33 protein-coding genes are annotated in these 26,322 nt (G+C 30.4%); 7 read left to right on the plus strand and 26 right to left on the minus strand.

From position 1 onward, the window contains the following. From scfB to ACUSRV_RS07980, 10 genes are all read right to left on the minus strand, one after another. Positions 1-1,371 (minus strand): thioether cross-link-forming SCIFF peptide maturase, encoded by a 1,371-nt coding sequence (gene scfB, locus ACUSRV_RS07935; RefSeq protein WP_490141403.1) that lies wholly within the window; start codon positions 1,369-1,371, stop codon positions 1-3. A gap of 118 nt (positions 1,372-1,489) precedes the next feature. Then, positions 1,490-1,633: a six-cysteine ranthipeptide SCIFF gene (gene scfA, locus ACUSRV_RS07940; protein ID WP_490141404.1), complete on the minus strand. Its 144-nt coding sequence runs from the start codon at positions 1,631-1,633 to the stop codon at positions 1,490-1,492. Between the two features lie 66 nt (positions 1,634-1,699). Continuing rightward, on the minus strand, positions 1,700-2,062 hold the full coding sequence (locus tag ACUSRV_RS07945; RefSeq protein ID WP_490141405.1) for a TIGR04086 family membrane protein: 363 nt from the start codon (positions 2,060-2,062) through the stop codon (positions 1,700-1,702). Positions 2,063-2,120: 58 nt separating this feature from the next. Then, on the minus strand, positions 2,121-2,411 hold the full coding sequence (gene yajC, locus ACUSRV_RS07950) for a preprotein translocase subunit YajC (RefSeq protein WP_490141406.1): 291 nt from the start codon (positions 2,409-2,411) through the stop codon (positions 2,121-2,123). A 51-nt stretch (positions 2,412-2,462) separates the two neighbouring features. Next, positions 2,463-3,584: a tRNA guanosine(34) transglycosylase Tgt gene (gene tgt, locus ACUSRV_RS07955; protein ID WP_490141407.1), complete on the minus strand. Its 1,122-nt coding sequence runs from the start codon at positions 3,582-3,584 to the stop codon at positions 2,463-2,465. A 21-nt stretch (positions 3,585-3,605) separates the two neighbouring features. Beyond that, positions 3,606-4,631, minus strand: a complete 1,026-nt coding sequence (gene queA / locus ACUSRV_RS07960) for a tRNA preQ1(34) S-adenosylmethionine ribosyltransferase-isomerase QueA (protein WP_490141408.1) — start codon at positions 4,629-4,631, stop codon at positions 3,606-3,608. Positions 4,632-4,722: 91 nt separating this feature from the next. Next, positions 4,723-5,736, minus strand: coding sequence for a Holliday junction branch migration DNA helicase RuvB (gene ruvB / locus ACUSRV_RS07965; protein WP_490141409.1), 1,014 nt, complete (start codon positions 5,734-5,736; stop codon positions 4,723-4,725). A gap of 9 nt (positions 5,737-5,745) precedes the next feature. Beyond that, positions 5,746-6,348 (minus strand): Holliday junction branch migration protein RuvA, encoded by a 603-nt coding sequence (gene ruvA, locus ACUSRV_RS07970; protein WP_490141410.1) that lies wholly within the window; start codon positions 6,346-6,348, stop codon positions 5,746-5,748. Beyond that, the gene (gene ruvC / locus ACUSRV_RS07975; protein ID WP_490141411.1) at positions 6,341-6,850 is read right to left on the minus strand and encodes a crossover junction endodeoxyribonuclease RuvC; all 510 of its coding nucleotides are present in this window, start codon (positions 6,848-6,850) and stop codon (positions 6,341-6,343) included. Before ruvC ends, ruvA begins: the two co-directional genes overlap by 8 nt. A 63-nt stretch (positions 6,851-6,913) precedes the next feature. Beyond that, entirely contained in the window at positions 6,914-7,507 is a 594-nt protein-coding gene (locus ACUSRV_RS07980; protein WP_490141412.1) for a BofC C-terminal domain-containing protein, read from the minus strand. A gap of 128 nt (positions 7,508-7,635) precedes the next feature. Between ACUSRV_RS07980 and ACUSRV_RS07985 the strand changes: the two genes are divergently transcribed. Beyond that, positions 7,636-7,962 (plus strand): hypothetical protein, encoded by a 327-nt coding sequence (locus ACUSRV_RS07985; RefSeq protein WP_490141413.1) that lies wholly within the window; start codon positions 7,636-7,638, stop codon positions 7,960-7,962. Between the two features lie 93 nt (positions 7,963-8,055). Continuing rightward, positions 8,056-8,733, plus strand: a complete 678-nt coding sequence (locus tag ACUSRV_RS07990; RefSeq protein ID WP_490141414.1) for an SIMPL domain-containing protein — start codon at positions 8,056-8,058, stop codon at positions 8,731-8,733. Positions 8,734-8,765: 32 nt separating this feature from the next. Here ACUSRV_RS07990 and rnfB read toward each other — a convergent pair whose 3' ends face one another. From rnfB to nadE, 9 genes are all read right to left on the minus strand, one after another. Then, positions 8,766-9,614: an RnfABCDGE type electron transport complex subunit B gene (gene rnfB / locus ACUSRV_RS07995; protein WP_490141415.1), complete on the minus strand. Its 849-nt coding sequence runs from the start codon at positions 9,612-9,614 to the stop codon at positions 8,766-8,768. Between the two features lie 14 nt (positions 9,615-9,628). Continuing rightward, positions 9,629-10,210, minus strand: a complete 582-nt coding sequence (locus ACUSRV_RS08000; RefSeq protein ID WP_490141416.1) for an electron transport complex protein RnfA — start codon at positions 10,208-10,210, stop codon at positions 9,629-9,631. 20 nt (positions 10,211-10,230) lie between these two features. Beyond that, complete coding sequence (gene rsxE / locus ACUSRV_RS08005) at positions 10,231-10,881, minus strand: electron transport complex subunit RsxE (protein ID WP_490141417.1); 651 nt, start codon at positions 10,879-10,881, stop codon at positions 10,231-10,233. A 1-nt stretch (position 10,882) separates the two neighbouring features. Beyond that, complete coding sequence (locus ACUSRV_RS08010) at positions 10,883-11,443, minus strand: RnfABCDGE type electron transport complex subunit G (RefSeq protein WP_490141418.1); 561 nt, start codon at positions 11,441-11,443, stop codon at positions 10,883-10,885. Between the two features lie 6 nt (positions 11,444-11,449). Further along, the gene (locus ACUSRV_RS08015; RefSeq protein WP_490141419.1) at positions 11,450-12,448 is read right to left on the minus strand and encodes an RnfABCDGE type electron transport complex subunit D; all 999 of its coding nucleotides are present in this window, start codon (positions 12,446-12,448) and stop codon (positions 11,450-11,452) included. A 14-nt stretch (positions 12,449-12,462) separates the two neighbouring features. After that, positions 12,463-13,785, minus strand: a complete 1,323-nt coding sequence (gene rsxC, locus ACUSRV_RS08020; RefSeq protein WP_490141420.1) for an electron transport complex subunit RsxC — start codon at positions 13,783-13,785, stop codon at positions 12,463-12,465. Between the two features lie 45 nt (positions 13,786-13,830). After that, the gene (locus ACUSRV_RS08025; RefSeq protein ID WP_490141421.1) at positions 13,831-14,247 is read right to left on the minus strand and encodes a SoxR reducing system RseC family protein; all 417 of its coding nucleotides are present in this window, start codon (positions 14,245-14,247) and stop codon (positions 13,831-13,833) included. Positions 14,248-14,570: 323 nt separating this feature from the next. Then, positions 14,571-15,293 (minus strand): YebC/PmpR family DNA-binding transcriptional regulator, encoded by a 723-nt coding sequence (locus ACUSRV_RS08030; RefSeq protein WP_490141422.1) that lies wholly within the window; start codon positions 15,291-15,293, stop codon positions 14,571-14,573. A gap of 108 nt (positions 15,294-15,401) precedes the next feature. Continuing rightward, positions 15,402-16,157, minus strand: coding sequence for an NAD(+) synthase (nadE, locus tag ACUSRV_RS08035; protein WP_490141423.1), 756 nt, complete (start codon positions 16,155-16,157; stop codon positions 15,402-15,404). Positions 16,158-16,282: 125 nt separating this feature from the next. Between nadE and ACUSRV_RS08040 the strand changes: the two genes are divergently transcribed. The 4 genes from ACUSRV_RS08040 to ACUSRV_RS08055 all read left to right on the plus strand — a co-directional run bounded on the left by ACUSRV_RS08040 (position 16,283) and on the right by ACUSRV_RS08055 (position 19,690). Then, on the plus strand, positions 16,283-16,654 hold the full coding sequence (locus ACUSRV_RS08040) for a sulfite exporter TauE/SafE family protein (protein ID WP_490141424.1): 372 nt from the start codon (positions 16,283-16,285) through the stop codon (positions 16,652-16,654). Further along, complete coding sequence (locus tag ACUSRV_RS08045; protein WP_490141425.1) at positions 16,654-17,010, plus strand: TSUP family transporter; 357 nt, start codon at positions 16,654-16,656, stop codon at positions 17,008-17,010. Before ACUSRV_RS08040 ends, ACUSRV_RS08045 begins: the two co-directional genes overlap by 1 nt. Before the next feature lie 151 nt (positions 17,011-17,161). Continuing rightward, the gene (locus ACUSRV_RS08050; protein ID WP_490141426.1) at positions 17,162-18,835 is read left to right on the plus strand and encodes a 2-oxoacid:acceptor oxidoreductase subunit alpha; all 1,674 of its coding nucleotides are present in this window, start codon (positions 17,162-17,164) and stop codon (positions 18,833-18,835) included. Then, positions 18,836-19,690 (plus strand): 2-oxoacid:ferredoxin oxidoreductase subunit beta, encoded by an 855-nt coding sequence (locus ACUSRV_RS08055; RefSeq protein WP_490141427.1) that lies wholly within the window; start codon positions 18,836-18,838, stop codon positions 19,688-19,690. A gap of 20 nt (positions 19,691-19,710) precedes the next feature. Here ACUSRV_RS08055 and ACUSRV_RS08060 read toward each other — a convergent pair whose 3' ends face one another. The 6 genes from ACUSRV_RS08060 to hflX form a co-directional block, all read right to left on the minus strand. Further along, on the minus strand, positions 19,711-20,103 hold the full coding sequence (locus ACUSRV_RS08060) for a CoA-binding protein (RefSeq protein WP_490141428.1): 393 nt from the start codon (positions 20,101-20,103) through the stop codon (positions 19,711-19,713). Positions 20,104-20,116: 13 nt separating this feature from the next. Then, positions 20,117-20,764 carry a YigZ family protein gene (locus ACUSRV_RS08065; RefSeq protein WP_490141429.1) on the minus strand — a complete coding sequence of 216 codons (648 nt, stop codon included), beginning with the start codon at positions 20,762-20,764 and terminating at the stop codon, positions 20,117-20,119. A gap of 98 nt (positions 20,765-20,862) precedes the next feature. After that, positions 20,863-22,395 (minus strand): phosphoenolpyruvate carboxykinase (ATP), encoded by a 1,533-nt coding sequence (locus ACUSRV_RS08070; protein WP_490141430.1) that lies wholly within the window; start codon positions 22,393-22,395, stop codon positions 20,863-20,865. 297 nt (positions 22,396-22,692) lie between these two features. Beyond that, positions 22,693-23,115: an NUDIX hydrolase gene (locus ACUSRV_RS08075; RefSeq protein ID WP_490141431.1), complete on the minus strand. Its 423-nt coding sequence runs from the start codon at positions 23,113-23,115 to the stop codon at positions 22,693-22,695. Positions 23,116-23,270: 155 nt separating this feature from the next. Continuing rightward, positions 23,271-23,933, minus strand: a complete 663-nt coding sequence (locus ACUSRV_RS08080; protein WP_490141432.1) for a HEAT repeat domain-containing protein — start codon at positions 23,931-23,933, stop codon at positions 23,271-23,273. A gap of 9 nt (positions 23,934-23,942) precedes the next feature. Further along, positions 23,943-25,235: a GTPase HflX gene (gene hflX / locus ACUSRV_RS08085; protein WP_490141433.1), complete on the minus strand. Its 1,293-nt coding sequence runs from the start codon at positions 25,233-25,235 to the stop codon at positions 23,943-23,945. 131 nt (positions 25,236-25,366) lie between these two features. On the opposite strand from hflX, the gene ACUSRV_RS08090 reads away from it, so the two are divergent. Further along, positions 25,367-25,627, plus strand: coding sequence for a cysteine-rich small domain-containing protein (locus ACUSRV_RS08090; protein ID WP_490141434.1), 261 nt, complete (start codon positions 25,367-25,369; stop codon positions 25,625-25,627). 27 nt (positions 25,628-25,654) lie between these two features. On the opposite strand, the gene ACUSRV_RS08095 is transcribed toward ACUSRV_RS08090, so the two are convergent. Then, the gene (locus ACUSRV_RS08095) at positions 25,655-26,317 is read right to left on the minus strand and encodes a TIGR01906 family membrane protein (RefSeq protein WP_490141435.1); all 663 of its coding nucleotides are present in this window, start codon (positions 26,315-26,317) and stop codon (positions 25,655-25,657) included. Positions 26,318-26,322: the final 5 nt, after the last annotated feature.

Below are 26,322 nucleotides of genomic sequence, written 5' to 3' on the forward strand. Positions count from 1 at the left end.
TTATTCACCTTCCGTCATAAGTTTTGCTTGTATCATAAGAGAACATTCTGTACGCTTTCTTTGCATTTCACATCCAACTTTATAAGGTTTTAGTATATCGTCATTGAAGTTGTATGCATTAGCATGACAGCCTCCTGAACAATAAAATTTAGCCCAACATTCCCTACAATCTTGTTTGTTGTATACGTGTGCATTTCTAAACTCATTTTGTAAATCCTTTGGTATGTCTAGTTCACCCATTATATTTCCAAGTTTGAAATCTTCATTTCCTACAAACTGATGACATGGGTATACATCTCCAGTTGGAGTTATGGCCATATATTCTGAACCTGCTCCACAACCTGAAAGTCTTTTTATAACACAAGGTCCTTGATTTAAATCTATCATAAAATGGAAGAATTTAAATTTATCTTCACCTAATTGTCTATTTGCATATTCTACAGCTAAGTTTTCATATTCTTCAAATATTTTCGGTAAATCTTCTTCTCTTAATGCATATGGATTTTTTTCACTATCTACTACTGGCTCAATAGATGTTAGTCCAAATCCTAAGTCTGCATAGTGAAGCACATCTTTAGAGAAATCTAAATTTTGTCTAGTAAATGTTCCTCTTATGTAATAGTATTTATCCTTTGGTCTTTCATCTATTAATTTTTTAAACTTAGGAACTATTATATCGTAGCTTCCTTTATCATTTAAAGTTGGTCTCATTGCATCATTAACTGCTTTTCTTCCATCTAAGCTTAGTACTACATTGTGCATATTTTCATTTATGTATTTTATTTTTTCATCGTCAAGTAATACACCATTTGTAGTTATAGTAAATCTTATATTTTTATTATATTCTTTTTCTTTTTTTCTTCCATATTCAACTAACTCTTTTACAACTTCCCAGTTCATAAGTGGTTCGCCACCAAAGAAGTCAACTTCTAGGTTTCTTCTATTTCCTGAGTTTTCTATTAGATAGTCTATAGATTTTTTTCCAACTTCTGAGCTCATTAACTCTTTTGCTCCTCCAAAGTCTCCTTGAGCAGCAAAACAATAATTACATTTTAGATTACAGTCATGTGCTATATGTAAACATAAAGCTTTAACAACAGGCTTTCTATGTATAAAGCTAGGATGATTTATATAGTCGTCTTTAGAGTATAATAAATCATCATTTTCTAAATTCTTTAACTCACTATATGCTTCATTTATTCTATCTTCATTATGCTTTGATTTAAGTGTATCTACTATTTCATTTAATGGTTTTTCCTTATAGTAATCTAGTATGTCATAAGCAACATCATCTACTACGTGTACAGCCCCACCATTTACGTCTATTACTATGTTATATCCGTTCATTGAAAATTTATGAATCATACCCATTATGCTAACCTCCCAGTTATATATACAAACTATATATTATCAAATTTATGTATATTTATCAAATCTATACAAGGAAAAAGCAGCATCCCCTATGAGTATGCTGCTAATTTCTTATGTATTATCTTTCGCATTCTTGGTTAGCTACTGTACAAGAAGTTTTACAAGCTGATTGGCAAGATGTTTGACATTCTCCACAACCACCTTTTTCAGCACTCTTCTTTAAAGTAGCCTTAGATAATGTTTTTACATGCTTCTTTTCCATAAAAATTACCTCCTATGCTACAACAATCTTTAATGATTATATCATAAATTTTCCAGGATTTAAACTTTATTTAAAATTCACTCCTAAAATACCGCCTATTCCACCAGATGCTATTGTCAGCAGCATTTTGTATAATATACTCATTTCAAATTTAAATGCATCATTTGCTAAAAATACTGCTACTAGCATAAATGTAATATACAATAGACCTACTAGCATTCCGTATATTAATCCTTTTTCCTTTATTTTTACAGATGCATAAAACCCTCCATATGCAGAAGCTATAGTAGTTATAGATGCAGCGGCCATAGGTATAGTATTACCTGATACGCTTGTAAAAGTAAGTAACAAATTATAAAGTAATATTGCTCCTAATGTAGCCAAATAAGAATAAGCTAAACTCTTAAATATTGCATTTCCTTTTCCCACAAAAACACCTCCCCTTTCTACAAATATATTCCAGGGAGGCTTGTATAATACATATTTACTATTTCTTTTTGTCTAATTTTTCTTGATTTTTCACTGATCCTATAGCCCATTTCTCAACAGGCACCTTTGTTCTACTTGGACCTAGTTCTATTATTACCACATCTTCTTCAACCTTAGCTACATTACCTACTATTCCGCCTACAGTAACTATTTCGTCTCCTACTTTTACTGCACCTCTCATCTCTTTTAGTTCTTTATCTCTTTTTCTTTGTGGTCTTATTAATATAAAGTAAAATACAACGAAGAATAAAACCCATATTAATATTCCGTATAAAGCATTTCTATCCAACTTTACCACCTCTTTAAGTTATTTTATATATTTTTTATTATAACATGTTTATTATAATTCATATCCATATTTTGTGAAAAATTCTCTTCTATAATCTAATAATCTATCTTCTTTTATAGCCTCTCTTACATTTTCCATAAGTTTTAATAAGAAGTATAAATTATGATTTGTTATAAGCCTTGCACCTAGTATTTCATCTGCTTTTACTAAGTGTCTTATATAAGCTCTTGAGTAATTTTTACAAGTATTACAATCACATTCTGGATCTAGAGGTAAAAAGTCTTCTGCATATTTAGCATTTCTAACTACTACTTTACCATGGCTAGTCATAGCAGTCCCATTTCTAGCTATTCTAGTTGGAAGTACACAGTCAAACATATCTATTCCTCTTAGTACTCCTTCTATTAAATCATCAGGGCTTCCTACACCCATTAGATATCTTGGTTTATCTTTAGGCATTAAAGGTGTTGTGTATTCTAGAACTTCATACATAAGAGGCTTAGGCTCACCAACACTAAGTCCTCCTACTGCATATCCTGGTAAATCTATATCTAATATTTCACTTGCAGATTGTTCTCTTAAATCTTTATACATACCACCTTGAATTATACCGAATAACCCTTGTCTATCTGGATTTTTGTGTGCTTCCTTACATCTTTTTAACCATCTTGTAGTTCTCTCTAAAGATTTTTTAACGTAGTCTCTATCAGCAGGATATGGAGCACATTCGTCAAATGCCATCATTATATCTGATCCTAATGCATTTTGTATTTCAGTAGCTTTCTCTGGACTTAAAAAGTGTTTAGAACCATCTAAATGCGATCTAAACTGTACTCCTTCTTCAGTTATCTTTCTAAGAGGTCCTAAGCTAAAAACCTGAAATCCTCCACTATCAGTAAGTATAGGTCTATCCCAGTTCATAAACTTATGAAGACCTCCGGCTCTTTCTATAAGCTCATGTCCTGGTCTCATATATAAATGATATGTATTGCTCAATATTATTTGTGAATTTATTTCTTTTAGCTCCTCTGGTGTCATAGCTTTAACAGTAGCTTGAGTTCCAACAGGCATAAATATAGGTGTTTCTATAACTCCGTGTGGAGTATGCAGTCTTCCTAGCCTTGCTCCACTTTGTTTACAAGTTTTTATTAATTCATATCTTATTGCCGACATATATATCTCCTTATATTTAAATTATTTTATAAACATTGCATCTCCAAAGCTAAAGAATCTATATTTTTCTTTAACTGCTGTATTGTATGCATCTAGTATATTTTCTTTTCCTGCAAGAGCACTTATTAGCATTATAAGAGTTGATTCAGGCAAATGAAAATTTGTAATAAGACAATCTACACACTTGAATTTATATCCAGGATATATAAATATATTTGTCCATCCACTTTTTTCCTCTATATATCCATTTTCATCACTCACTGACTCTAATGTTCTAGAACTTGTAGTTCCAACGCATATTACTCTTTTTCCATTTTTCTTTGCATTATTTATTTTATCTGCTTCTTCTTTACTTACCATATAAAATTCAGAATGCATATCATGTTTTTCTACATCATCAACTTTTACAGGTCTAAATGTACCTAGTCCAACATGTAGAGTTACAAAGGCTATTTCTACTCCTTTGTCTTTTATCTTTTGAAGAAGTTCATTTGTAAAATGTAGCCCTGCAGTAGGTGCTGCTGCCGATCCTTCGTGTTTTGAATAAACTGTTTGGTATCTTTCCTTATCTTCTAGCTTTTCTGTTATATAAGGAGGGAGAGGCATATTTCCAAGTTCATCTAATACTTGTTCAAATATTCCTTCATACTCAAATCTTATTATTCTTGATCCTTCTTCTGCTATATCTATAACTTCTGCTATAAGTTTTCCATCTCCAAAAGAAAATTTAGATCCTATTTTGGCCTTTTTTCCTGGCTTTACAAGTGATTGCCAAGTATCTTTGTCTATTCTCTTTAAAAGTAAGAATTCTATTTTACCACCAGTTTCTAACTTTTCACCTATTAATCTCGCTGGTATAACTCTAGTATTGTTTAATACTATACAATCACCTGGATTTAGATAATCTATTATATCTTTAAATACTTTGTGTTTTATATCTCCGCTTTTCTTATCTAGTACCATAAGTTTTGATTCATCTCTATTTTTTAACGGAGTCTGTGCTATTAAATCTTCTGGTAAATCAAAGTAAAAATCGCTAGTTTTCAAAATGAACTTCCTTTCTATATTATGTTTTATACAAAAAATACAAATACTATATTATCAAACCTAATAATATTTTTCCATATTTTAAATAATATTATTTACTTGGATAAGGAATATTAAAGTGATTATATGCAAGAGAAGTTGCTATCCTTCCCCTTGGCCCTCTATTTATAAACCCTAATTGCAATAAATAAGGTTCGTAAACATCTTCTATTGTATTTCTATCTTCTCCAGTTGATGCTGCTAATGTATCAAGTCCTACAGGACCTCCATTAAACTTATTTATTATAGTCATCATAAGTTTTTCATCTACATAGTCAAGACCTAGACTATCTACCCCCAAAAGTTCGAGAGCATCTTTTGCTACTTCATCACTTATTACTCCATTTGCCCTAACTTGAGCATAATCTCTAACTCTTTTTAAAAGTCTATTTGCAATTCTAGGAGTTCCCCTTGACCTTTTAGCTAGTTCTGTTGCTCCTCTTGATTGTATATCAACTCCTAGAATTTGAGCTGAACGCATTACTATCTTAGATAATTCTTCAACTGTATAATAATCTAGTTTAGATATAACTCCAAATCTATCTCTCAATGGATTTGTAAGCATCCCTGCGCGAGTTGTAGCTCCTATTAGTGTAAACTTTGGAAGATCAAGTCTTATAGATCTTGCAGAAGGTCCTTTCCCTATTATTATGTCTAAACAAAAGTCCTCCATAGCAGGGTATAAAACTTCTTCTACACTTCTATTTATTCTGTGTATCTCATCTATAAATAATACGTCGTTTTCACTTAGGTTTGTAAGTATGGCTGCCAAGTCACCTGCACGTTCTATAGCAGGCCCTGATGTTATTCTTAGGTTTACTCCCATTTCATTTGCTATTATAGAAGATAGTGTTGTTTTACCCAGTCCAGGAGGCCCATATAAAAGTACATGATCTAATTGCTCACTTCTAGATCTTGCGGCTTCTATAAATATTTTAAGCTGCTCCTTTGCTTTTTCTTGCCCAAGATAATCATCTAATGTCTTAGGTCTTAAACTACTTTCTATATCAAAATCTTCGGTTTTCATATTAGAAGTTATTATTCTTTCATCTTCATTAAAATCCATATTTACCCCCTACTTCACAAACTTAGTCATTAGATATGTTAGTGATTTCTTAATAATATCTTCTGTATTAAAGCTGTCTTTCCTACATTTTTCTACAGCTTCTTTTGATTCTTGTATAGAATAACCTAGTGCAACTAAAGCGCTAACGGCTTCACCAGAATGATCTGCAATTGGTTGTGAACTAAGTAAATTAGGCTCAAACTCTACATTAGTTTTGTCAACTTTATCTTTTAGTTCTAATATCATTCTCTCTGCTGTTTTCTTTCCTACTCCAGGTGCCTTTGACAATTTAGAAATGTCTTCGCTTATTATGTATGCTCCTATTTGTTTTGGATTTGCATATGAAAGCATAGCAAGACCAACTTTTGGTCCTATTTTAGATACTGAGGTTAATAGTTCAAACATATTTAATTCTTCTCTACTACTAAAACCACATAAACTCATGTCATCTTCTCTAACTATTAGTTTTGTATATATCTTTGATTCTTGTCCTCTTTTTAAATCTGCCATTGTATTTTGAGAAGTATTTATTCTATATCCTATTCCAAAAGATTCTATTACTATATGATCTATATGAATTTCTTCTACAATTCCTTTTATATAGCTATACATAACGTCCTCCTATATTCTTTAAAGTTTTTTCTAATTTATTAGAGTGACAATGGCAAACAGCAATAGCTAATGCATCTGCAACATCATCAGGTTTTGGAACTTTTTCTAAATTTAAAATAGATTTTATCATTTGTTGAACTTGATTTTTATCTGCTCTACCATAGCCTACTACACCTTGTTTAACTTGTAGCGGTGTATATTCATATACACTTGCGTTGTTATGTCCACAAGCAAGCATAGCAACGCCTCTAGCTTGGGCTACAGTTATTGCTGTTTTAACATTTTTATTAAAAAATAATTCTTCTATAGCAACTTCTTCTACGTTGTAGTTTTTTATAAGTATGTCTACCCCTTTGTATATTCTTTCAAGTCTATGTATTATGTTCATATCTGGAGTAGTTGTAACTGCACCATAATCTATAACGTTAAATTTATTTCCAACATATTCTATAACTCCAAACCCCATTGTTGCAATTCCTGGGTCTATCCCTAAAATGATCATATAATTCCTCCACCAAACATATATTCTATTCTATTATAACAAAAAAAGGCTTTGGAAGTTATATTAACTTCCAAAGTCCTCTAATTTACTATATGCTTCATCTTCTGAATTTACAAATATACCTTGCTTTATTTCGTCTTGACTTGATTTTGGTAGAGAATCAAGATGTATATCTGTTTTTTCTAATATTTCTTTCTCACTATTTTCACCGTGCTTATATACTACAATATAGCTGTCTAATTCTTCTATACTATATTTACCTTTTGTCTGCGTTTGATCATTTATTGTTTCTACTAAAAGTATTTCATATTTACTCATCTTTTCTATTTTTCTATCTGGGTATTCACTTAAAAGGTATGCTGATATATCATTTTTTGATTTTCCTATTAAGTCTTTTGGAATAAGTCCCACCATAGTTCCTCCACCTTCTTCAACTGGAGTTCCATCTGGATATTGTTTTACAACCCATATTTCACACTCTTCACTTATATCCATAGCACTTTCTTTATTGTTCCTATCTATTTTAGCAACCACTTCAGTAGTACTATTATTATCTTTTCCTGATTTTAACCCTATGTATACTCCACTTGCTAAAACTAATATCCCTATTATTGCTATAACTGGTATGTGCCAAGGAAACCTTCTTTTCTCAAACATAAAAACAACCTCCTTCTACAGGTTATTTTATCCAGTTTTTAGTTATTTATACATTTACACTGTATTTATGGTTAACTTTTCGTATATTTTTTCATACAATAAATAAAAGACTTGAAGGAGGAATTCTTATGGATGAAAAACTAAAAGAATTTCAAGACAGATTAGATTTTATAGAGTTTAAGCAAGGTTTATTATTTTTTAAGCAGCCACAACATAAAGCTTCGCCTTTATATGAAATATCTTCTCTAGAATATAAACAGTTAAAAAACTTATTAAAAGTATATGAAGAAAGAATAGAAAATGACAAAAAAATAAATCTAGAAGATTATGAATTTGAAATATATAAAATATGTCCTCAAGTAAAAAAATATTCGGATTCTGCTAAACTAATATCTAAAGTAATATTAAAACCTTGGAACTATGAAAAATTGTATTATCTGGCTGAAAGAAGGTAGGTTAAACCTTCTTTTTTTATTTGTATTTTATAATCATAATATGTTTTTTTCATTCATATAGTTTTAATAAGTTTGTATAAAAAGGAGGCTAATATGATACCATACATGAATATGTACCCAATGAAGAATCAAATGGTTAGTGATTGTCACGAAGGAACTATGTCATCCAATGGAATAGGAATTATACAAGTAAATCCAGACATTGCTATTTTAACCTTAGGAGTTACTACAGAATCTATGGATGTTAAAGTTGCTCAAAGTGAAAATAACGAAATAATTAACAATATATTAAGCGACTTATACGATATTGGTATAGACAAAGAAGACGTTCAAACAGTAGATATAAGTATAAGAAAGGCATACGATTATGAAGAAGGCAGACAAATATTTAGAGGTTATGAAGTAGTACATATACTTAAAATAACAGTTAGAGATATAAGTCAAGTAGGAGAAGTTTATACAATAGCAATTGAAAATGGAGCTAACAGCGATGTGGATATAGACTTTACTGCTTCTAACATTGATAAGTACTATGATAGAGCTTTGGTATTAGCAGTTCAGGATGCTGTAGGAAAAGGAAAATTAATGGCAAATACTTTAGGAGTTAGACTTAGAAAGGTCCCTAGTAACATATCAGAAGTTGTTCTATCTCAAATCCCTCCACCAAGACCTTATGTCCTTGCTGCTACTAAAGAAGTAGGTACTACTCCTATAGCTGAAGGTACCTTAGAAGTAAGAGCAGAAGTTAATGCAGTATTTTGTACATATTAAAAAAGGATGTTGATATATATCAACATCCTTTTTTATGCTAAACTTTCTTCAGTTTCTTTTCCTGGAACAACTCCACCTATTGCAGGTTTAATTGCTCCTGTTGGACATTTAATTAAACATGTTTTCTCTAGACATTGTGAAATACATATATTTGAGTCTACAATAGCTAAATTGTTTTCCATTTTTATAGCACTATAAGAACATTTTTTTGCACATAGACTACATCCTATACAAGCAACACTACAAGCTTTTTTAGCAATTGCACCTTTATCCTTTGAATTACAATTCACACGAACATGTGCTCCTTCTGGAGACATTTGAATAACATTTTTAGGGCAGGCACTTTCACACTTTCCACAGCCAGTACATTTATCTATATCAACAATAGGCAATTTATCTTCACTCATTACTATTGCATCAAATGGACAATTTCTTACACATGTTCCAAGTCCTACGCATCCATATTCACAAACCTTTGGACCACCTAACAATAAACTTGCAGCAAAACAATCTTCTACTCCATTATAATCATACTTTTGTATAGCTTTATTTATAGAACCAGCACACTTTATTTGAGCAGTTCTTGGTTGTATTTTTGCTGCTACTTTTCCGGTTAAATCTGCTACAAGTTTTGCAACTTGTTCTTTTCCTGGTGTACAAAGATTAGGAGGAACATCTTCTACTAAAACAACAGCCTCAGCATAAGCCATACATCCAGCATAACCACAGGCTCCGCACTGTCCTTTTGGTAAAATATCTTCTACTATATGGATAAGAGGATTAACTTCAACTGCAAACTTTTTGTTTGCATAAGCTAATACAAATCCAAAAGTAACTCCAACTGTTCCCATTATCACTAATATCATTATAGCTGTTTCCATATTTAATCACCCCTTTATATTGCAATCATGCCTGAAAATCCAAGGAAAGCTAAGGCCAACATACCTGCTAAAATAAATGCTATTCCAAGACCATCAAGGGATTTTGGTACATTAGCATATCTTAATTTTTCTCTTAAACTTGCCATTAAAACTATTGCCAGTGCAAATCCAAGACCTGAACCTAATGAATGAACTGTACTTTTTAAAAATGAATAATTAGAATCAGCATTTAAAAGAGGTACTCCAAGAACAACACAATTAGTTGCTATTAATAATAGATAAATTCCCCACATATTGTAAAGTGTTGGCGCATATTTTTTTATAGACATTTCTAAAAGCTGAACGAAACTTGCTATTAATAATACAAAGACAATTGTATTTAAAAATGTTAAGCCTAAAGGAAATAACACAAAATGATGTACTACCCAAGCTAGCATAGAACTTAATGTCATAACTGATGCTACAGCCATTCCCATGCCTAAAGAGGCATTTAAATTTTTAGAAACACCAAAGAATATACATAATCCTAAAAATCTTGTTAAAACGAAGTTATTAACTACTACTGCACTAGCAAACAGAGTCAAATATTCTCCCATAGATTACACCTCCCCTAAATTTATCTACCATCTGAAGTAGATAAAGCTACTTTTTGCTTAGATTTTTGTTTTTCCTTACGAGCATCATTCAACTTAATTGCTGCTACCATATATCCAAGTAGTATAAAAGCTCCGGGAGGTAATATCATAATTAACGCAGGATTATACCATGCCCCAAGTATCTGTATTCCAAGTATAGATCCACTTCCTAAAAACTCTCTTATTACTCCAATCGATACCATAGCTAGTGTAAATCCACATCCCATACCTAATCCATCCAACAAGGAAGGTATAACAGGATTTTTTGACGCAAAAACTTCTGCACGTGCTAATATTATTGCAAATACAACTATTAGAGCTAAGTATATACCTAATTCCTGGTATAAAGCAGGGAAATATGCTTGTAAAAGTAACTGAACAACAGTAACAATCGTAGCTATAGATGTAATATACACAGGTACACGAACCTTTGGGTTTACTACTTTTCTAGTAAAGGATACTATAACATTGTTGGCTGTAATAACAAATAATACAGATAGTCCCATAGTTAAAGCATTTACAACAGTGGAAGTTACAGCAAGAGCTGGACATAGACTGAGAGCTAAACGAAATATAGGATTTTCGTCAAATATTCCCTTATAAAAAATTTTCCACAATTCTTTTAAATTCATTTTATTTACCTCCTATATACTGCTCGACTTTTTCAACAGCTTCTTTAACTCCAGTTGTTACTGCTCTTGAAGAAATAGTAGCGCCAGTCATAGCCTGTATGTTTTCAGTATTTGAAGGATCTTTTACAACTTCAAGAGCTTCAGCCGTTTTTCCTTTGAATTGGCCTTTAAATGGTTCTTTTCCAACTCCGTCTCCAAGTCCAGGAGTTTCATTATGAGATAAAACACTATAATCTATTATCTTGCCATCAAGTGAAACAGCTACTAACATTTTTATATGTCCACCAAATCCCTTACTGTGATTTTCAACTACATATGCAACTACTTCACCACTTTTTTGTGCTTCATACCATTCTTCCTTATCTGCTATAGGTACAAATTTATCAGCATCTTTTACTAACTCTTGCATAGCATTATTTTTTAATTCCTCTCTATTTATTGCAGCAACAGGCGCAGTTACAAAATAAGTACCGGCTATTATTATTCCTGAAATCAAACATGCAGCTGTTAGATTCATTGCTATTTCAAAAATGCTATAGTTTTTTTCATTTAAATCTGACATTTGATATTACCCCCTTGCACCAAATTTTACAGGCTTTATAAGTCTGTCAATTAAAGGTGTAATACTATTCATTAAAAGAATTGAATAACATACTCCTTCTGGATATCCACCCTTTAATCTAATTAGTGCAGTAATTGCACCAGCTCCTATTGCAAATATTATTTGTCCTTTTTTTGTAATTGGTATGGTCACCATATCAGTTGCCATAAAGAAAGCCCCTATTATTAGTCCTCCAGCCATCATATGAAATATAGGATCTCCTGTAAAAAGACCACTAGGTCCAAATACCCAAGTTAAAATACCTACTGTAGATATCATAACTATTGGTAATTGCCAGTTTATGTAACGTTTATATATTAAATAAATACCGCCTAATATTAGTAATATAGTTGAAGTTTCTCCTATACTACCATTTCTAGTTCCTAGTAATAATGCTTGATATAAATCTATATTACTTCCATATGTTTCTATTAATTTTGCATATCCTTGTTGTTTTAATATGTTTAAAGGAGTTGCTGTTGTTACTACATCTACTTTAGTAGTTATCTCACTCCAGGTTGTCATAGCTATTGGCCATGATACCATTAATGCCGATCTTCCTATATGAGCAGGATTAAATATATTAAATCCAAGTCCCCCCATTGAATGTTTCGCTATAGCTATTGATATAAATGAACCTATTGCAGTCATATATAACGGTATACTTGGAGGTATACATAAAGCCAATAATAAACCTGTTAAGAACGCACTTCCATCGTTTATTGTTATTGGCATCCCTCTAAATTTTTGCACAAAATATTCTGTAGCTACAGCAGATATTATACCTACTAATACTGTTGCCAATGCAGGCATTCCAAAATAAAATATACCAAATAGTGCAGCAGGTGCCATTGCTAAATTTACATTCCACATTATTTTTGGAATAGAATCTCCTGAATGTACGTGTGGCGATGTGGATACTTCAAACTTACTTTCCTCAATTTTAATTTTTGCTTCTATACTCATAGCAATATCACCCCCTATTTTGCTTTAGCTAAAGCTGCATTTTGAGCTTTGCTGTATCTAATATATTGAACTATTTTCCTTTTAGCTGGACATACATACACACAACTCCCACATTCTACACAATCTAGAAGGTCGAAATCTTCCTTTGCTTCTCCATATAAATCACGTTCACCAAGAATACTAAGCATACTAGGAACCAATCCCATAGGACATACTTCTACACATTTTCCGCATTTTATACATGCAGATTCTTTTCCTGAATTAACATCTTTCTTGCTTAATGCCAATATTCCTGAAGTACCTTTAATGATTGGAACATTTAGTGTACTTTGAGCAAATCCCATCATAGGTCCACCCGATATCACTTTTTTAGGATCTTCTTTAAATCCTCCACAATAACTTATAGCATCTTCAAAAGTAGTGCCTATTCTTAACAGTAGATTTTTGGGTTCATTTATAGAGCCACCTGTAACAGTTGTTACTCTTTCAATCAATGGCATACCTTTTGTTATTGCGTCACATATAGCTACAACAGTTCCAACATTTTGCACAACAACACCTACATCCATTGGCAATCCACCTGATGGTATTTCTTTTCCTACTAACATCTTTATAAGCATCTTTTCTGCTCCCTGTGGATATTTTGTAGGAAGTGAAACAACCTCAATATTGGTAATACCAGTCAATGCATCTTTCATAACCTTTATTGCCTCTGGCTTATTATCTTCAATTCCAACATAGCCTTTTTCTACGTCCAGTGCTTTCATTGCTATTTTTATACCTACTACTATACGCTCTGTATACTCTATCATCATTCTATAATCAGCTGTTAGATATGGTTCACATTCTGCCGCATTTAAAATAAATGTATCTATTTTTTTATCTCTACTAGGGGAAAGTTTAACATGTGTTGGGAATGTAGCTCCACCCATACCCACAATGCCTGCTTGTTGAATTATTTGACGCATTTCTTCAGCATCTAAATTCTCCCAGTCCTCATGAAAACGTATTCCTTCCATCCACTCATCCAGTCCATCATTTTCAATTATTATCGATAGACATTTTTCAAATCCTGAGTGAGAGCAATCACATATGTCTATAACCTTGCCTGAAATAGATGAATGCACTGGGCTCGATACAAATCCTTCATTCTTTGCAATAATCTGACCTTTTTTTACTATATCTCCTTTGCTAACTATCGGTGTAGCAGGAGCACCAATATGCTGTCTAATTGGTATAATAACTTTATCAGGTATTGGTGCAACTTCTATAAGCCTATTGGCAGTAAGGCTTTTACGGTCATTCGGATGAACGCCTCCTCGAAAACCTTTAAACATTAAAACACCCCATCTCAATTGTTTTTATAAATATATTTAGAAACATTATGATAAAATTTTTGTTATAGTAGGTTGCATATTACTGTCCCTATTAACACTTTTATCAAATATTTTTATATATACTGATGAAATTATAAAACCTATAATACCTCCAATAATTTGAAACAATTTAACTGATTGACCAAAATTTATAGCTAGTGTATATCCAATAAAAACTCCTAATAGTGCTGCTAATAATGGTTGAATATAAACCACATAAGCTGCTTTTAATACATTAACTTCTACTATCTCAAAACATACTTTTTGTCCTGGTTTTGCTCCAAGGGGATTTTGCACATCTAAAATAATAGTCTTATCTCCTGGACACGCTCCACAACTTTTGCACTCACTATGTCTACCAGCCTTAACTTTTGCCATTTTACCATGAACTTCTAATACAATTCCTTGTTCTTCTTTGATCATAAAATCCCCCCTATAAATACTGTATACAATATTTAATAACATATTACTCCCATTTATTTATCATTTCAATAATTATTTTTGTTGTTTTATTTTGTTTAAGTTATAAAAATAACAATGTTATTTATAACATTATTTCCCATTTCCTGTAATGCTCTAGTTCTTAAAAATCCAGTTATTTTAGGATATAAATTCACTACAAAATATAACGCTAATAGTTACAAAATTAACGTTCTTTACAATTATTTAACAAAATTAACAATCGCTTAACATATTTAACATACTTAATAAAAAAACCTCTTGTGTATACAAGAGGTTTTAAAGTATTATTCAGCTATTGTCCAGTTATGATACACGTTTTGTACATCATCATCGTCTTCTAACATATCTATAAGTCTATTCATAAATTTTAATTGTTCTTCATCAGTTAATACAGTTGTAGTTTGAGGTATCATTTTAACATCAGCTGATATAAAATCATATCCTTTAGCTTTTAGTTCATCTCTTACAGCATCGAAATCTTCTGAAGATGTTATTACTTCATATCCATCTTCTTCACTTATAAAGTCTTCTGCTCCAGCTTCTAAAGCTACATCCATTAAATCTTCTTCAGATACATCTTCAGATGCTTCTATTAATAATTGTCCTTTTCTATCAAACATGAATGATACGCAACCAGAAGTACCTAGGTTACCACCGTTTTTATCGAAATAAAATCTTACATTACCAGCTGTTCTATTTTTATTATCTGTTAATGTTTCAACTATAACAGCAACTCCACCAGGACCATATCCTTCATAAGTTATGTTTTCGAAGTTTTCACCTTGTCCTCCACCTGCACCCTTTTGTACTGCTCTATCTATATTGTCATTTGGCATATTGTCAGATTTTGCCTTCTCTATGGCAGTTTTTAAAGTTGCATTATATTCTGGATCGGCTCCACCCATTTTAGCTGCAACAGTTATAGCTCTAGCATGTTTAGTAAATATTTTTGCTCTTTTAGAATCTTGCTTTCCTTTTCTATCTATTATATTACCTATACGTCCCATGATTCCACTCCTTAGCTTTTATATAAAAATTTTATGATTTAAAAATACAAACGGCGTATCAAAAGATACACCGTAATTTTATCATAATTTATTAAATTAGTAAACTAATTAGAATTTAGGCGGAGCCACTGCTGTATGTCTTTTATGTTCACTTCTTTTATGAAGTCTTTCTATTATTTCTCTATCTCTTTGTGGCACCTCATTTATATTACCTTCTACTACAGCATCTATCATATCATAAGTTGTTCCCATTTCATCTTCATCTGTCTGACCTTCCCATAATCCCGCAGAAGGTTTTCTATTAATTACATCTTCATGAACTCCCAATTCCTTAGCCCATTCATATACTTCTCTCTTTGTTAAATTAGCTAGTGGAACTAAATCTACACCACCATCTCCATACTTTGTAAAATATCCAGTATGTATTTCGGCTGCATTATCTGTACCTACAACTAAATAGTTTAAATTGTTTCCAACTGTATATAAAGTGCTCATTCTTATTCTTGCTCTTAAATTTGCATCTGTCATTTTTAGATTATCTTCTTTGTATAGTCCTTTATCTTGCATAGTATATAATACTTTATCTAAAAGCGAGTTTTGGATATCCGATAATTCCAAATCTAAATGAGTCATATTACATCCATTTATAACTTTTAGAGCATCTTCTCTATCTTTAGAGCTGCTTTTTATAGACATTATCACACCTATAGAATCATCAGGAAATGCCCTTTTTATTAAATATGCAACTACTGCAGAATCAATGCCACCAGACACTCCAACTATCAATCCATTTGCATTAGCTTCTTTTGTTCTTTCTCTTAGCCAATAAACTGTTTTTTCTATTTTTTCTTGTATGTTAGACATATTTTTCCCCTTCCTGTAAGTTATTTCCATATTAATTATTAATTATATCATATCCAATTTATATTTAGATTTATATTAAATATAATTTGCACTTTTAGCTAAAAATAATACAAGAAGGTGATAATATGGATATAAAAAAATATGCAAAATTTGATAAAAAAACTACATTCGTAGGTATAATAAGTGGTTTTATAAATGGAATATTTGGTTCTGGTGGCGGAACCATACTAGTTCCATGTCTAAACAATATATTAAAGGTTGAAGAACATCAATCACATGCTACTGCATTAGGTATAGTAGTATTCTTAACTACGTCTAGTTCTGTAGTTTATATATCTAAAGGTACTTATGACTGGGGCATAACTTACAAAGTAGCTATAGGCAGCATAGTTGGTGGTATTATTGGAGCAAAACTTCTAAATAGATTTACAGGTAGACATTTAAGATTAATGTTTGGAAGTGTTATGATTATAGCTGCTATTAGGATGGTGTTTTAATGTTTCTAATATTTATAGGTTTTTTGGCCGGTATTATAGGTGGTATGGGTATGGGTGGTGGCACAATACTTATACCTTCATTAGTAATACTAGCAAATATAGAACCTCATATAGCTCAAAGTGTTAATTTACTATCTTCTATACCTATGTCTTTGTTTGCATTGATGATTCACATAAAAAATAAAAGTGTAAGATTAGATCTTATAATTCCTCTAGCTGCTTTTGGAATAACTGGAGCTATATTTGGATCTTTTATTGCAAATCATTTAAATTCCGAAGCTCTAAAAAAACTATTTGGAGTATTTTTACTTATAATCGGTATATACGAAATAAAAAAAGGTCTACCACGTGACTAAAACTACCTTTGGATTATCCAAAGGTAGTTTTTTGATCAAAGTCCTAGCTTTTCAAGGCCGTTTGTGACATGAGCAAAGCGAATTTTTATTAATAATTTATATATTTTGTACATAACTTTAAATATATAAATTATTAAGGAGGCTTCTTCGGATGAACGATTATAATATACTAATTGGTGGGTCAGCCGGTCAAGGAATGGATACTATTTCTAGTAATATTGAAAAAATACTTCATAAACTAGGATATTATCTATTATCTACGAAAAACTACGAATCTAGAGTTAGAGGCGGCCACAACTACATTCAAATACGTTTCTCTTCACATCCTATATATTCACATTCTAATAAATTTGATTTTATAATAGCTTTAAATGACGAAATAGTAAAACATCATAAAGATAAGCTAAAAAATAATGGAGTTATACTTTGTGATAATTCTATTGCTTCTGTTGATGATAATATATTTTCTGCGCCTATAAATAATACTGCAAAGTCTTTAGGTAATATACTTATGTCTAACACTGTATCCTTGGGTATATTTGTAAAAATGTTTAATTTAAATTTGGATATAGCATTAAATGTGTTATCTTCTTCATTTAAGGATGAAAAATTTGAACTAAATAAAAAAGCTTTAGAAGCTGGATATAATATTGGTAAAAATATAATTACCCTTCCTAATGTAGATAAAAAAGAAAGTATGCTTATAGATGGAAATAAATCAATAGCCCTAGGTTGTATAGCTTCAGGTTGTACATTTTTTTCTTCATATCCAATGACTCCTTCTACTAGTATAATGACCTATTTATCAATTAAACAAAATTTTACAGATATGGTTGTAGAACAAGCAGAAGATGAAATAGGTGCTATAAATATGGCTGTTGGAGCCTCTGTTTGTGGCATACGTTCTATGACTGCTACATCTGGAGGAGGTCTATCACTTATGACTGAAACACTAAGTTTTTTAGGTGTAAGTGAAACTCCTTTAGTTGTCGTCAATGTACAGCGTCCAGGCCCCGCTACAGGACTTCCAACTAGGACAGAACAAAGTGATTTAAGCTTTGTTTTGACTGCAGGACATGGAGAATTTCCAAGAATGATTATATCATTAAGAGATACTGAAGATTGTTTTTATCAAACTGCTAGGGCATTTAATTTAGCAGAGAAATATCAAATACCTGTGATTGTTTTATCTGATGAATATTTAGCTGACGGTAATATTACAACACCAGTATTTGATTCTTCTATGGTAACCATAGATAGATATTTGGCTAATCCTAATGAAATACAAAACTACAAAAGATATGAATTTAGTGAAAATGGAGTATCTCCAAGATTAATACCTGGTAAATCAAATCATTTAGTACTAATAGATTCCCATGAACATTTAGAAAATGGACACATTACAGAAGATCCACTAGTACGTATTAATATGGTCAAAAAAAGAGATAAAAAGTTAGAAACATTGAGAAACATCGATATTCAAGAACCTAATTATTTTGGAAGTAAATCTCCTGAGATATTACTTATAGGATGGGGGTCTACTCAAGGGGCTTTAAGAGAAGCTATATATACCCTTATAAATGAAGGTATATATATAGGTGCATTAGTTTTTGGAGATATATATCCTCTTCCAACTAAACTATTATATAAATATTCAAGTATTGCAAATTGTATTATAAATATAGAACAAAACTATAATGGTCAGCTATCTAAATTAATAGCTATGGAAACTCAAATAACTATGGATAAAAGTTTATGTAAATACGATGGCCGTCAACTTAACCACGAAGATATATTAGAATTTTTAAGAAATGAGGTGTTTTAAATGAAATTTGACTGTAATTTAAAACCATCTTGGTGCCCTGGATGTGGTAACTACTCTATTTTAGATTGTCTAAAAAAAGCATTAGAAGACCTTGGTCTAAATCCTCATGAAGTAATATCCGTATCTGGTATAGGTCAAGCAGCTAAAACACCTCACTATATAAATACAAATGGATTTAATGGATTACACGGTAGAGGGATATCTCCTGCTGTTGGAATGAAAATTGCAAATAAGAATCTTGTTGTTATAGTTAATTCAGGTGATGGAGATAGTTTAGGGGAAGGTGGAAATCATACAATTCACAACATGAGAAAAAATATAGATATAACACATTTTATGCACAATAATCAAATATATGGTTTGACTAAAGGTCAAGGATCTCCTACTACTGCATTTGGTCAAATAACTACTATGCAATTAGATGGTGTTATAAGCCATCCTTTAAACCCTATAGCACTTTCTATAATAAGTGGCGCTACATTTGTAGCTAGAAGCTTTTCAGGAGATAAAAATCATCTTACCCAGATAATGAAAGCTGCAATACTTCACAAAGGTTATTCATTTGTAGATATTATGCAGCCATGTGTAGTATTTAATAAAGTAAATACTTATAAATGGTATAAAGAACATCTATATGAAATACCTATTAACCATGATAAAAGTAATAAATTAAAAGCTATTGAAATTGCTTTGAATCAAGAAATAGATGAAAAAATACCTATGGGGATTTTTTATGATGTTGAAAAACCTACTTATATAGATTTAATTCCTAATACTAAGAATAATGTTCCTTTAGTTGACTTACATTTAAAACCTGGTAAGGTTGATTCCCTTATTGAGGAATTTATATATTAAGGAGGGCATTTGCCCTCCTATTATCCTAAGTCTACATACACACATTCATGATATACTATATCTAGTCCAAGACTTTTGGCTTTATTTAAAACATCTTCATCAAATGTACCTGGTTGGAACCATACATATTTTATTCCTAATTGTGCAATATCATCTAGTGCTTTTGATGATAGTTTTGGATTGACAACCATACTTATACAATCTACCTTTTCAGGAACATCTTTTATAGAATTATATACATTAATACCATCTATTTCATCATACTTAGGATTGACTCCATAAACTGTATATCCCTTTTGTTTTAGCTTATTAAATATTTTATATCCATATTTACTTTTGTCATTTGTAAATCCTATGACAGCCCATTTTTTAAAATCTAACATTTCTTTTTTTACACTATTTATATCTTTCATAAACATCGCTCCTTTATAATAGTATCTCTCCATTATATTCTGATAAATAAAATTCTTCCTTTTCACTTATTTCTGCAGTTGCAGAAGTTATTTCTATTATTTTTTCTTTTAGTTCACCAACCTCATCTATTTTAGAATAAACTATAATAACTACCTTATCTTCATACAATGTATCACTTATAAAGTATCCCATATTTATTATTTCATTTTGTACTTTTCCAAGCTGATTGTAATCTATTTTTATTCTGATATCCTTATAAAGTACTTTTTCTATTATTTTAGAGGAATCTAAACCTATTTTGGCTCCCTTTGTATATGCTCTAACTAGGCCACCTGCTCCTAGCTTTATCCCTCCAAAATATCTAGTTACTACAACTGCTACATTTCTTAAATCTTCTTTTTTTATAACTTCTAGAGTTGGTATTCCTGCAGTACCTTGAGGTTCTCCATCATCACTATATCTTTGAGTTTCCATATTCATACCTATAGTATATGCCCATACATTATGTCTTGCGTCTTTATGTTTTTTCTTTATTTCTTTTATAAATTCTATCGCTTCATCTTCAGTATTTACAGGCTTTGCATATCCTATAAAAGTAGATTTTTCTATTGTAACTTCATCACGACCATATTCGTGGATAGTTTTATAACTTTTAATCATATAACTTCCTCCGTTATTATTATGTAGTATTTATAACTTAATAATACCATATTTTATAAGCACTAAAAAAGCTGAGTGTGAACACTCAGCTTAATGATTTATTCTGTTACAGCAGCTTCTAACATATCTTCATTTGCATATTTAGCCAACCAAGATACTCTTTCTTCTTTTAACTTGCTAGCTATTTTGCTATATTCATCTTCAGTATAGTAGTTTCTAGGATTGTATTTTTCTATATCTATACCCTTAACTTCTTTTGCAACCATATAACCCCATTCACTGTCTTCTACCCACTCTATGCTATCCTTTGCTATTTCTTTCATTATAGTAGTAGAAACTTTTATAGATAACTTTTCACCTTTGAAGTCATCTTTAGCTCCAACACTTCCTGTATTTAATATATAGCACTCCATATCAGGATTATTTTCTAATATTTCTTTAAGCATCATACCTTCTTCTATTTCTGATCCCATTATAAATGGATTAGTTCCTACACATCTCTTAGATTGGCCTGCTTTTGTTGGATCTCCTGCAGAAGTTTCTATAGATTCTCCTAACATAAACGCCTCTAAAGCTTGCTCTGGAGTAAGTTTTACTACAGGAGGAACTATATCATTTCTTCTAGTTATAAATATTATTTTATTAGCCTTTTCTAAATCTACAGTATCATCTGTAGTGTCTATTTCTTCTCTTAAAATTACACCTCTACCGTTTGAAGTTAATGTTGTATCGTCAAAATCAACTTTACCATCTTCAAATACCTTTATATTTTCAAGTGCTGCATTTGGACTTGTAGCAGCTTTATATAAAACTTCTTGTTGATTTGGAGTTAATCCCTCTGTCTTTATGTAGAATCCATTTTCTGTTCCTACACAGAATCCATCTTTATCCATAAATACAACGTCATCTTGTCTTACTATCGCTCTTTCTTCTCCAGTTAAACCATGATCATGTATTGTTAATGTAGTTTTTCCTGTTCCACTTAATCCAAACATTATAAATCCAACATCTTTTAAGTTTTTATTCTTATCATAGACTCTTAATACTTTACTTCCAGCATGGAATCCTAAACCACCCATTTGCTTAACTTTATACATAGCCATTCTTAAGAAAGATTTTTTTGATTCTCCAAAATAATCACTACCTAATATAAATGTCATTCCACTTTCTGGATAAGCGAACATTATTCTCTCAGGCCATTCCGGAACATATATGCTTACAAGATCAGGATTTTCAGCATCAGTTGGATCAAATAAAGTATTATTCCACATATGTGCTATTCTAGCGTATTCTTTAGATATATATAATCTACAGTTAAATGAAAACTTATCATTCATTCCCATTTTTCTATCTACTCTTATCATTTCTTTATCTTTAACGTATTCTAAAACTTTTTTAGCTATTTCATCTGCTTTATTTTTACTTATTTCCTTTTGGTCTACTCCTGTATTTATCTCATCAACTATATAAGTATTTTTAGCACTTCTGTTTCTAACTTCACTTACATAGCTTGCACTTTTAAATTCTGTAGTTACTTCCATATTAATTGCTAATTGTCTTAATTCTTCTCTTTTAGGATTTGCTATAACCTTTCCAAATAAATCATCATTTATATTTTGTAACCCTATCATTTTAATTCCCTCCATCAACTTTAAGAAGTATATCACTTATTTAGTATTTACAGGATATAGTATATCATAATTTATTTAAAAAGGTACTCCTTTAGAAAAGTTCTTAATTATTAATACGTTTTCCCATATATAATAAATAAAGTTAAGTGTATAAAACCCTAATATATGCTAAACTTTATTTTTTAAAGTACATACTAATTAAAATCTTCAGTAAAGAATTAATTTTAAAAAAATAAAAAAGATTAGCTAATTTCTTTACAATCTCAGCTAATCTTTTTATTATAATATTTAATTACTCTATGCAGATTTTTTTAAATTTTTATATCTCTGAAATGATATTTCTACTATAGATTTGTCATTATTGTGTGTTAAAATATTTAACGCATCTTTTATTTTGAAAAATCCACCATCTAAAAATCCCTTTTCTTTATTTATTTCATATTCTGTATCTTTAGATTCCATTACATACCATATTATGGCATTACAAACTTTTGATTGTCTACTTCTTGAAAAAAATTCATATACAGTTTCTCCAGCTGTCCCCAATATATTAGCTTTTACTGATGCTTCCTCTTTTACTTTATTTATAGCAGTTTGTGTAGCAAGTTCATTTTCAGATATTTTTCCTTTTGGAAGTACCCATTCACCCTTATCATTTCTTAGAAGTAATACTTTATTTCCATAAAATACTACCCCTCCTGCACAGTGTCTTACTATCATTTTTAATTCCTCCCCTTATAAAATAATTTTACAATCTATATAAATTACAGATAGTTACACCGGGAGTTACAATGATGTCTTTAAAATTATTGTTTATAAATATATATGTTGAGTAAGAATTAATTATGAGAGTTTAAACACTGTATATAATCTTTTCATTGTCCTTTTTCAATTTCTTTTATTGAATCTGTAATTGCATTAATAACATATCTTTTTTCGTTTTTATTTTTATTTATAATATCCTTTAGTAAAGCTAAAGTATATTTATTTCCTAGTTTGCCTAGAGCTTTTGCACAATACTGTCTTGATTGAGGATTGCTATCGTAAAGGCCTTTATGCAAATAAGGAAGACTTTCTGGAGAACTTATTTTTCTCATAGCTGAATATGCCATTCTTCTTACATCTGAATGCCTGTGATTAGCTATAGAGTGTAGTAGTTTTAAAAACTTTTCATCTTTTAATTCACCTATAGTCCATACTAATATCATTAAATCCTCAGCATTTTTTTCTATTAGTATTCTTTTATAAAGTTTCTTCTTAAAATTAAGTAATTGTTTTTCATCAAAAGATTCTATATATACCAATCTAGAATTTTTATCTAATTCTAAAAGTTTATCTATTATATCCTTATCATTTTCTACCATATCCTTAGCTCTTAACTTTATTTCTAATTTCGCTTTTATTAAATCATCATTTACTTGTTCTGATGATATATTTCTTATTTTACTTATCTTCCCTACATCTTTTCCTTCTCTGTATAACAAATAGGTGATAAAATGATCTTCTAAATTATTTATATTGTCCCAATTTATCTCCACTTTTTTCTCCTACTTTTCCGCTATATATTCTTTATACCTTCCATAATCTTCTTCATTTAAACTTAATTCTGCATATGTTCCATTTTCAACATACTCAAATTTATCTATATTGTATTTATTTTTAAGTGTATTAAATATATCTCCTCTATCATAAGGAATTAAAAGAGCAACCTTATACGTAGTTCCCATTATTTTTTCTTGTACTCTTATTAGTAGCTTATCTAAGTTATATCCTGTTTTAGCAGATATATATATAATATCTTCATCTTTAATTGCAGTTATTTCATTGTCTATTTTATCTGCTTTATTGTATACAGTTATAATAGGTTTATCTATTACACCTAATTCTTTTAGTACATTTAATGTTGTCTTTTCTTGTATTTCATAACTATTATTTGATGAATCTATAACATGTACTATAAGATCAGCATAATTTATTTCTTCTAATGTAGCTTTAAAGGCTTCTACTAAGTCATGAGGAAGTTTGCTAACAAATCCAACTGTATCTACTAATAAAAATTCTTTTTTATTAGGCAGTAATGCTTTTCTTAGAGCTACATCCAATGTAGCAAATAACATATTTTTTGATAAAACTTCTTTTTCTTCATTGTAATCCTTATGAGTTTTTATAAGTTCATTCATTAATGTTGATTTCCCTGCATTAGTATATCCTACTAGTGCAACTATAGGAATTTGTGATTTCATTCTTTGAGATCTTTGAGTTTCTCTATTTTTCTTGACTTCCTTAAGTTCTGCTCTTATATCTGAAACCCTACTTAATATATGTCTTTTGTCTACCTCTAATTTTTGTTCCCCTGGTCCTCTAGTTCCTATACCTGCCCCTGTTCTAGACATCTCTCCTCCAAAGCCTTGAAGCCTAGGAAGTCTATATCTAAGTTGTGCAAGTTCTACTTGTAATTTCCCTTCTTTGTTTAAAGCTCTTTGAGCAAATATGTCTAATATTAAGGCAGTTCTATCTAGAACCTTTACTCCAGTCATTTCTTCTATGTTTCTTATTTGAGCACCTGATAATTCATCATTAAATACAATTAAATTTGCATCTAATGATTCGCAATAATTTTTTATTTCTTCTACTTTTCCCTTACCTATATAGTAAGCTGCATCTCTTGCTAGTTTATTTTGAACTAGAGTTCCAGCAACTTCTGCACCAGCAGCTTTAACAAGTTCTCCTAATTCTTCCATAGAATCTTCTATGTCTATATCGTCTACCTGTTTTGACATAGTCGTTATATTCAATCCTACAAGTACTGCTTTTTCTAACTTTTCTATCTTTTTATCCATATAAACACCTCATTATATGTATTTTCTCATAATATATTATTATACCATTATTATGAAATTTAATAATACTTTCTAAATATAGTTATTGTATAATATTACCATATAAATTAAATTTTAGGAGGATTATAATTATGACTGAAAATTATAAATTTAATCAAAATAATAAATGCGAATATTTTCCCTGCCATGAGACAAAAAATAAAGATGAATTTAATTGTTTGTTTTGTTACTGTCCCCTTTATATGCTAAAAAGTAAGTGTGGTGGAAATTTTAAATATAAAAATGGAATTAAAGATTGTTCACATTGCTTAGTTCCTCACAGTGTAGGAGGGTATGAACATATAATGGCCAAAATGAAAGAAGTTATACAAATTGGAAGTGAAATAGATTAGATAAAAAGCTAAGGCTGTTTATGAGCCTTAGCTTTTTTTTATTAACTTCTTGTATATATATCTAAATATAAAGCTTGTTCCAAATATTATTGTCAGCATTAACATCGCCTCATGAAAAAAGAATTCCTGAGGGAGAATATTTATAACGGGATCTAAAATAGGATCAAATATCCAATAATTATTACTAAATGCTAGTTTATGAAACAATATAAAACTTGCATCAAAATTAAGTATAAAAGGAAGTCCTAATATTATAGGAATAGATATTAAACTAATATAGGTATACTTTAAAAAATTAAAGTTCCTATTTTTTAAGTCTATAATAACACCTAATATACTTATACCTATGCATATATAAAGTAATTTATCTAAAGTTTGAAATATATCCCTAACTTCTTCAAAATGTATTTTACCATAAGTTGAAGATGGAAGAGTTGGAAGCTCAAAATCTTTTTCTTCACTACTTAGGTTATATTCTATTAAATAATCGTAATTAGATTTTATATCTTCTTCAGTCATATTAGTTATTGATGGTATATTTAAATAATTTATATCAAAGTAATAAATTTCTTTAAATGACAATGTAAGTTTAACAGAACATAATATAACAACTAAACTTAGCGCTATAGAAAATAAAATATCCAATACTTTACTATGCATACTATTGTGTTTTTTAATATAGGAACTCATATTTT

This window comes from Sporacetigenium sp. TC11 (genome assembly GCF_058146105.1).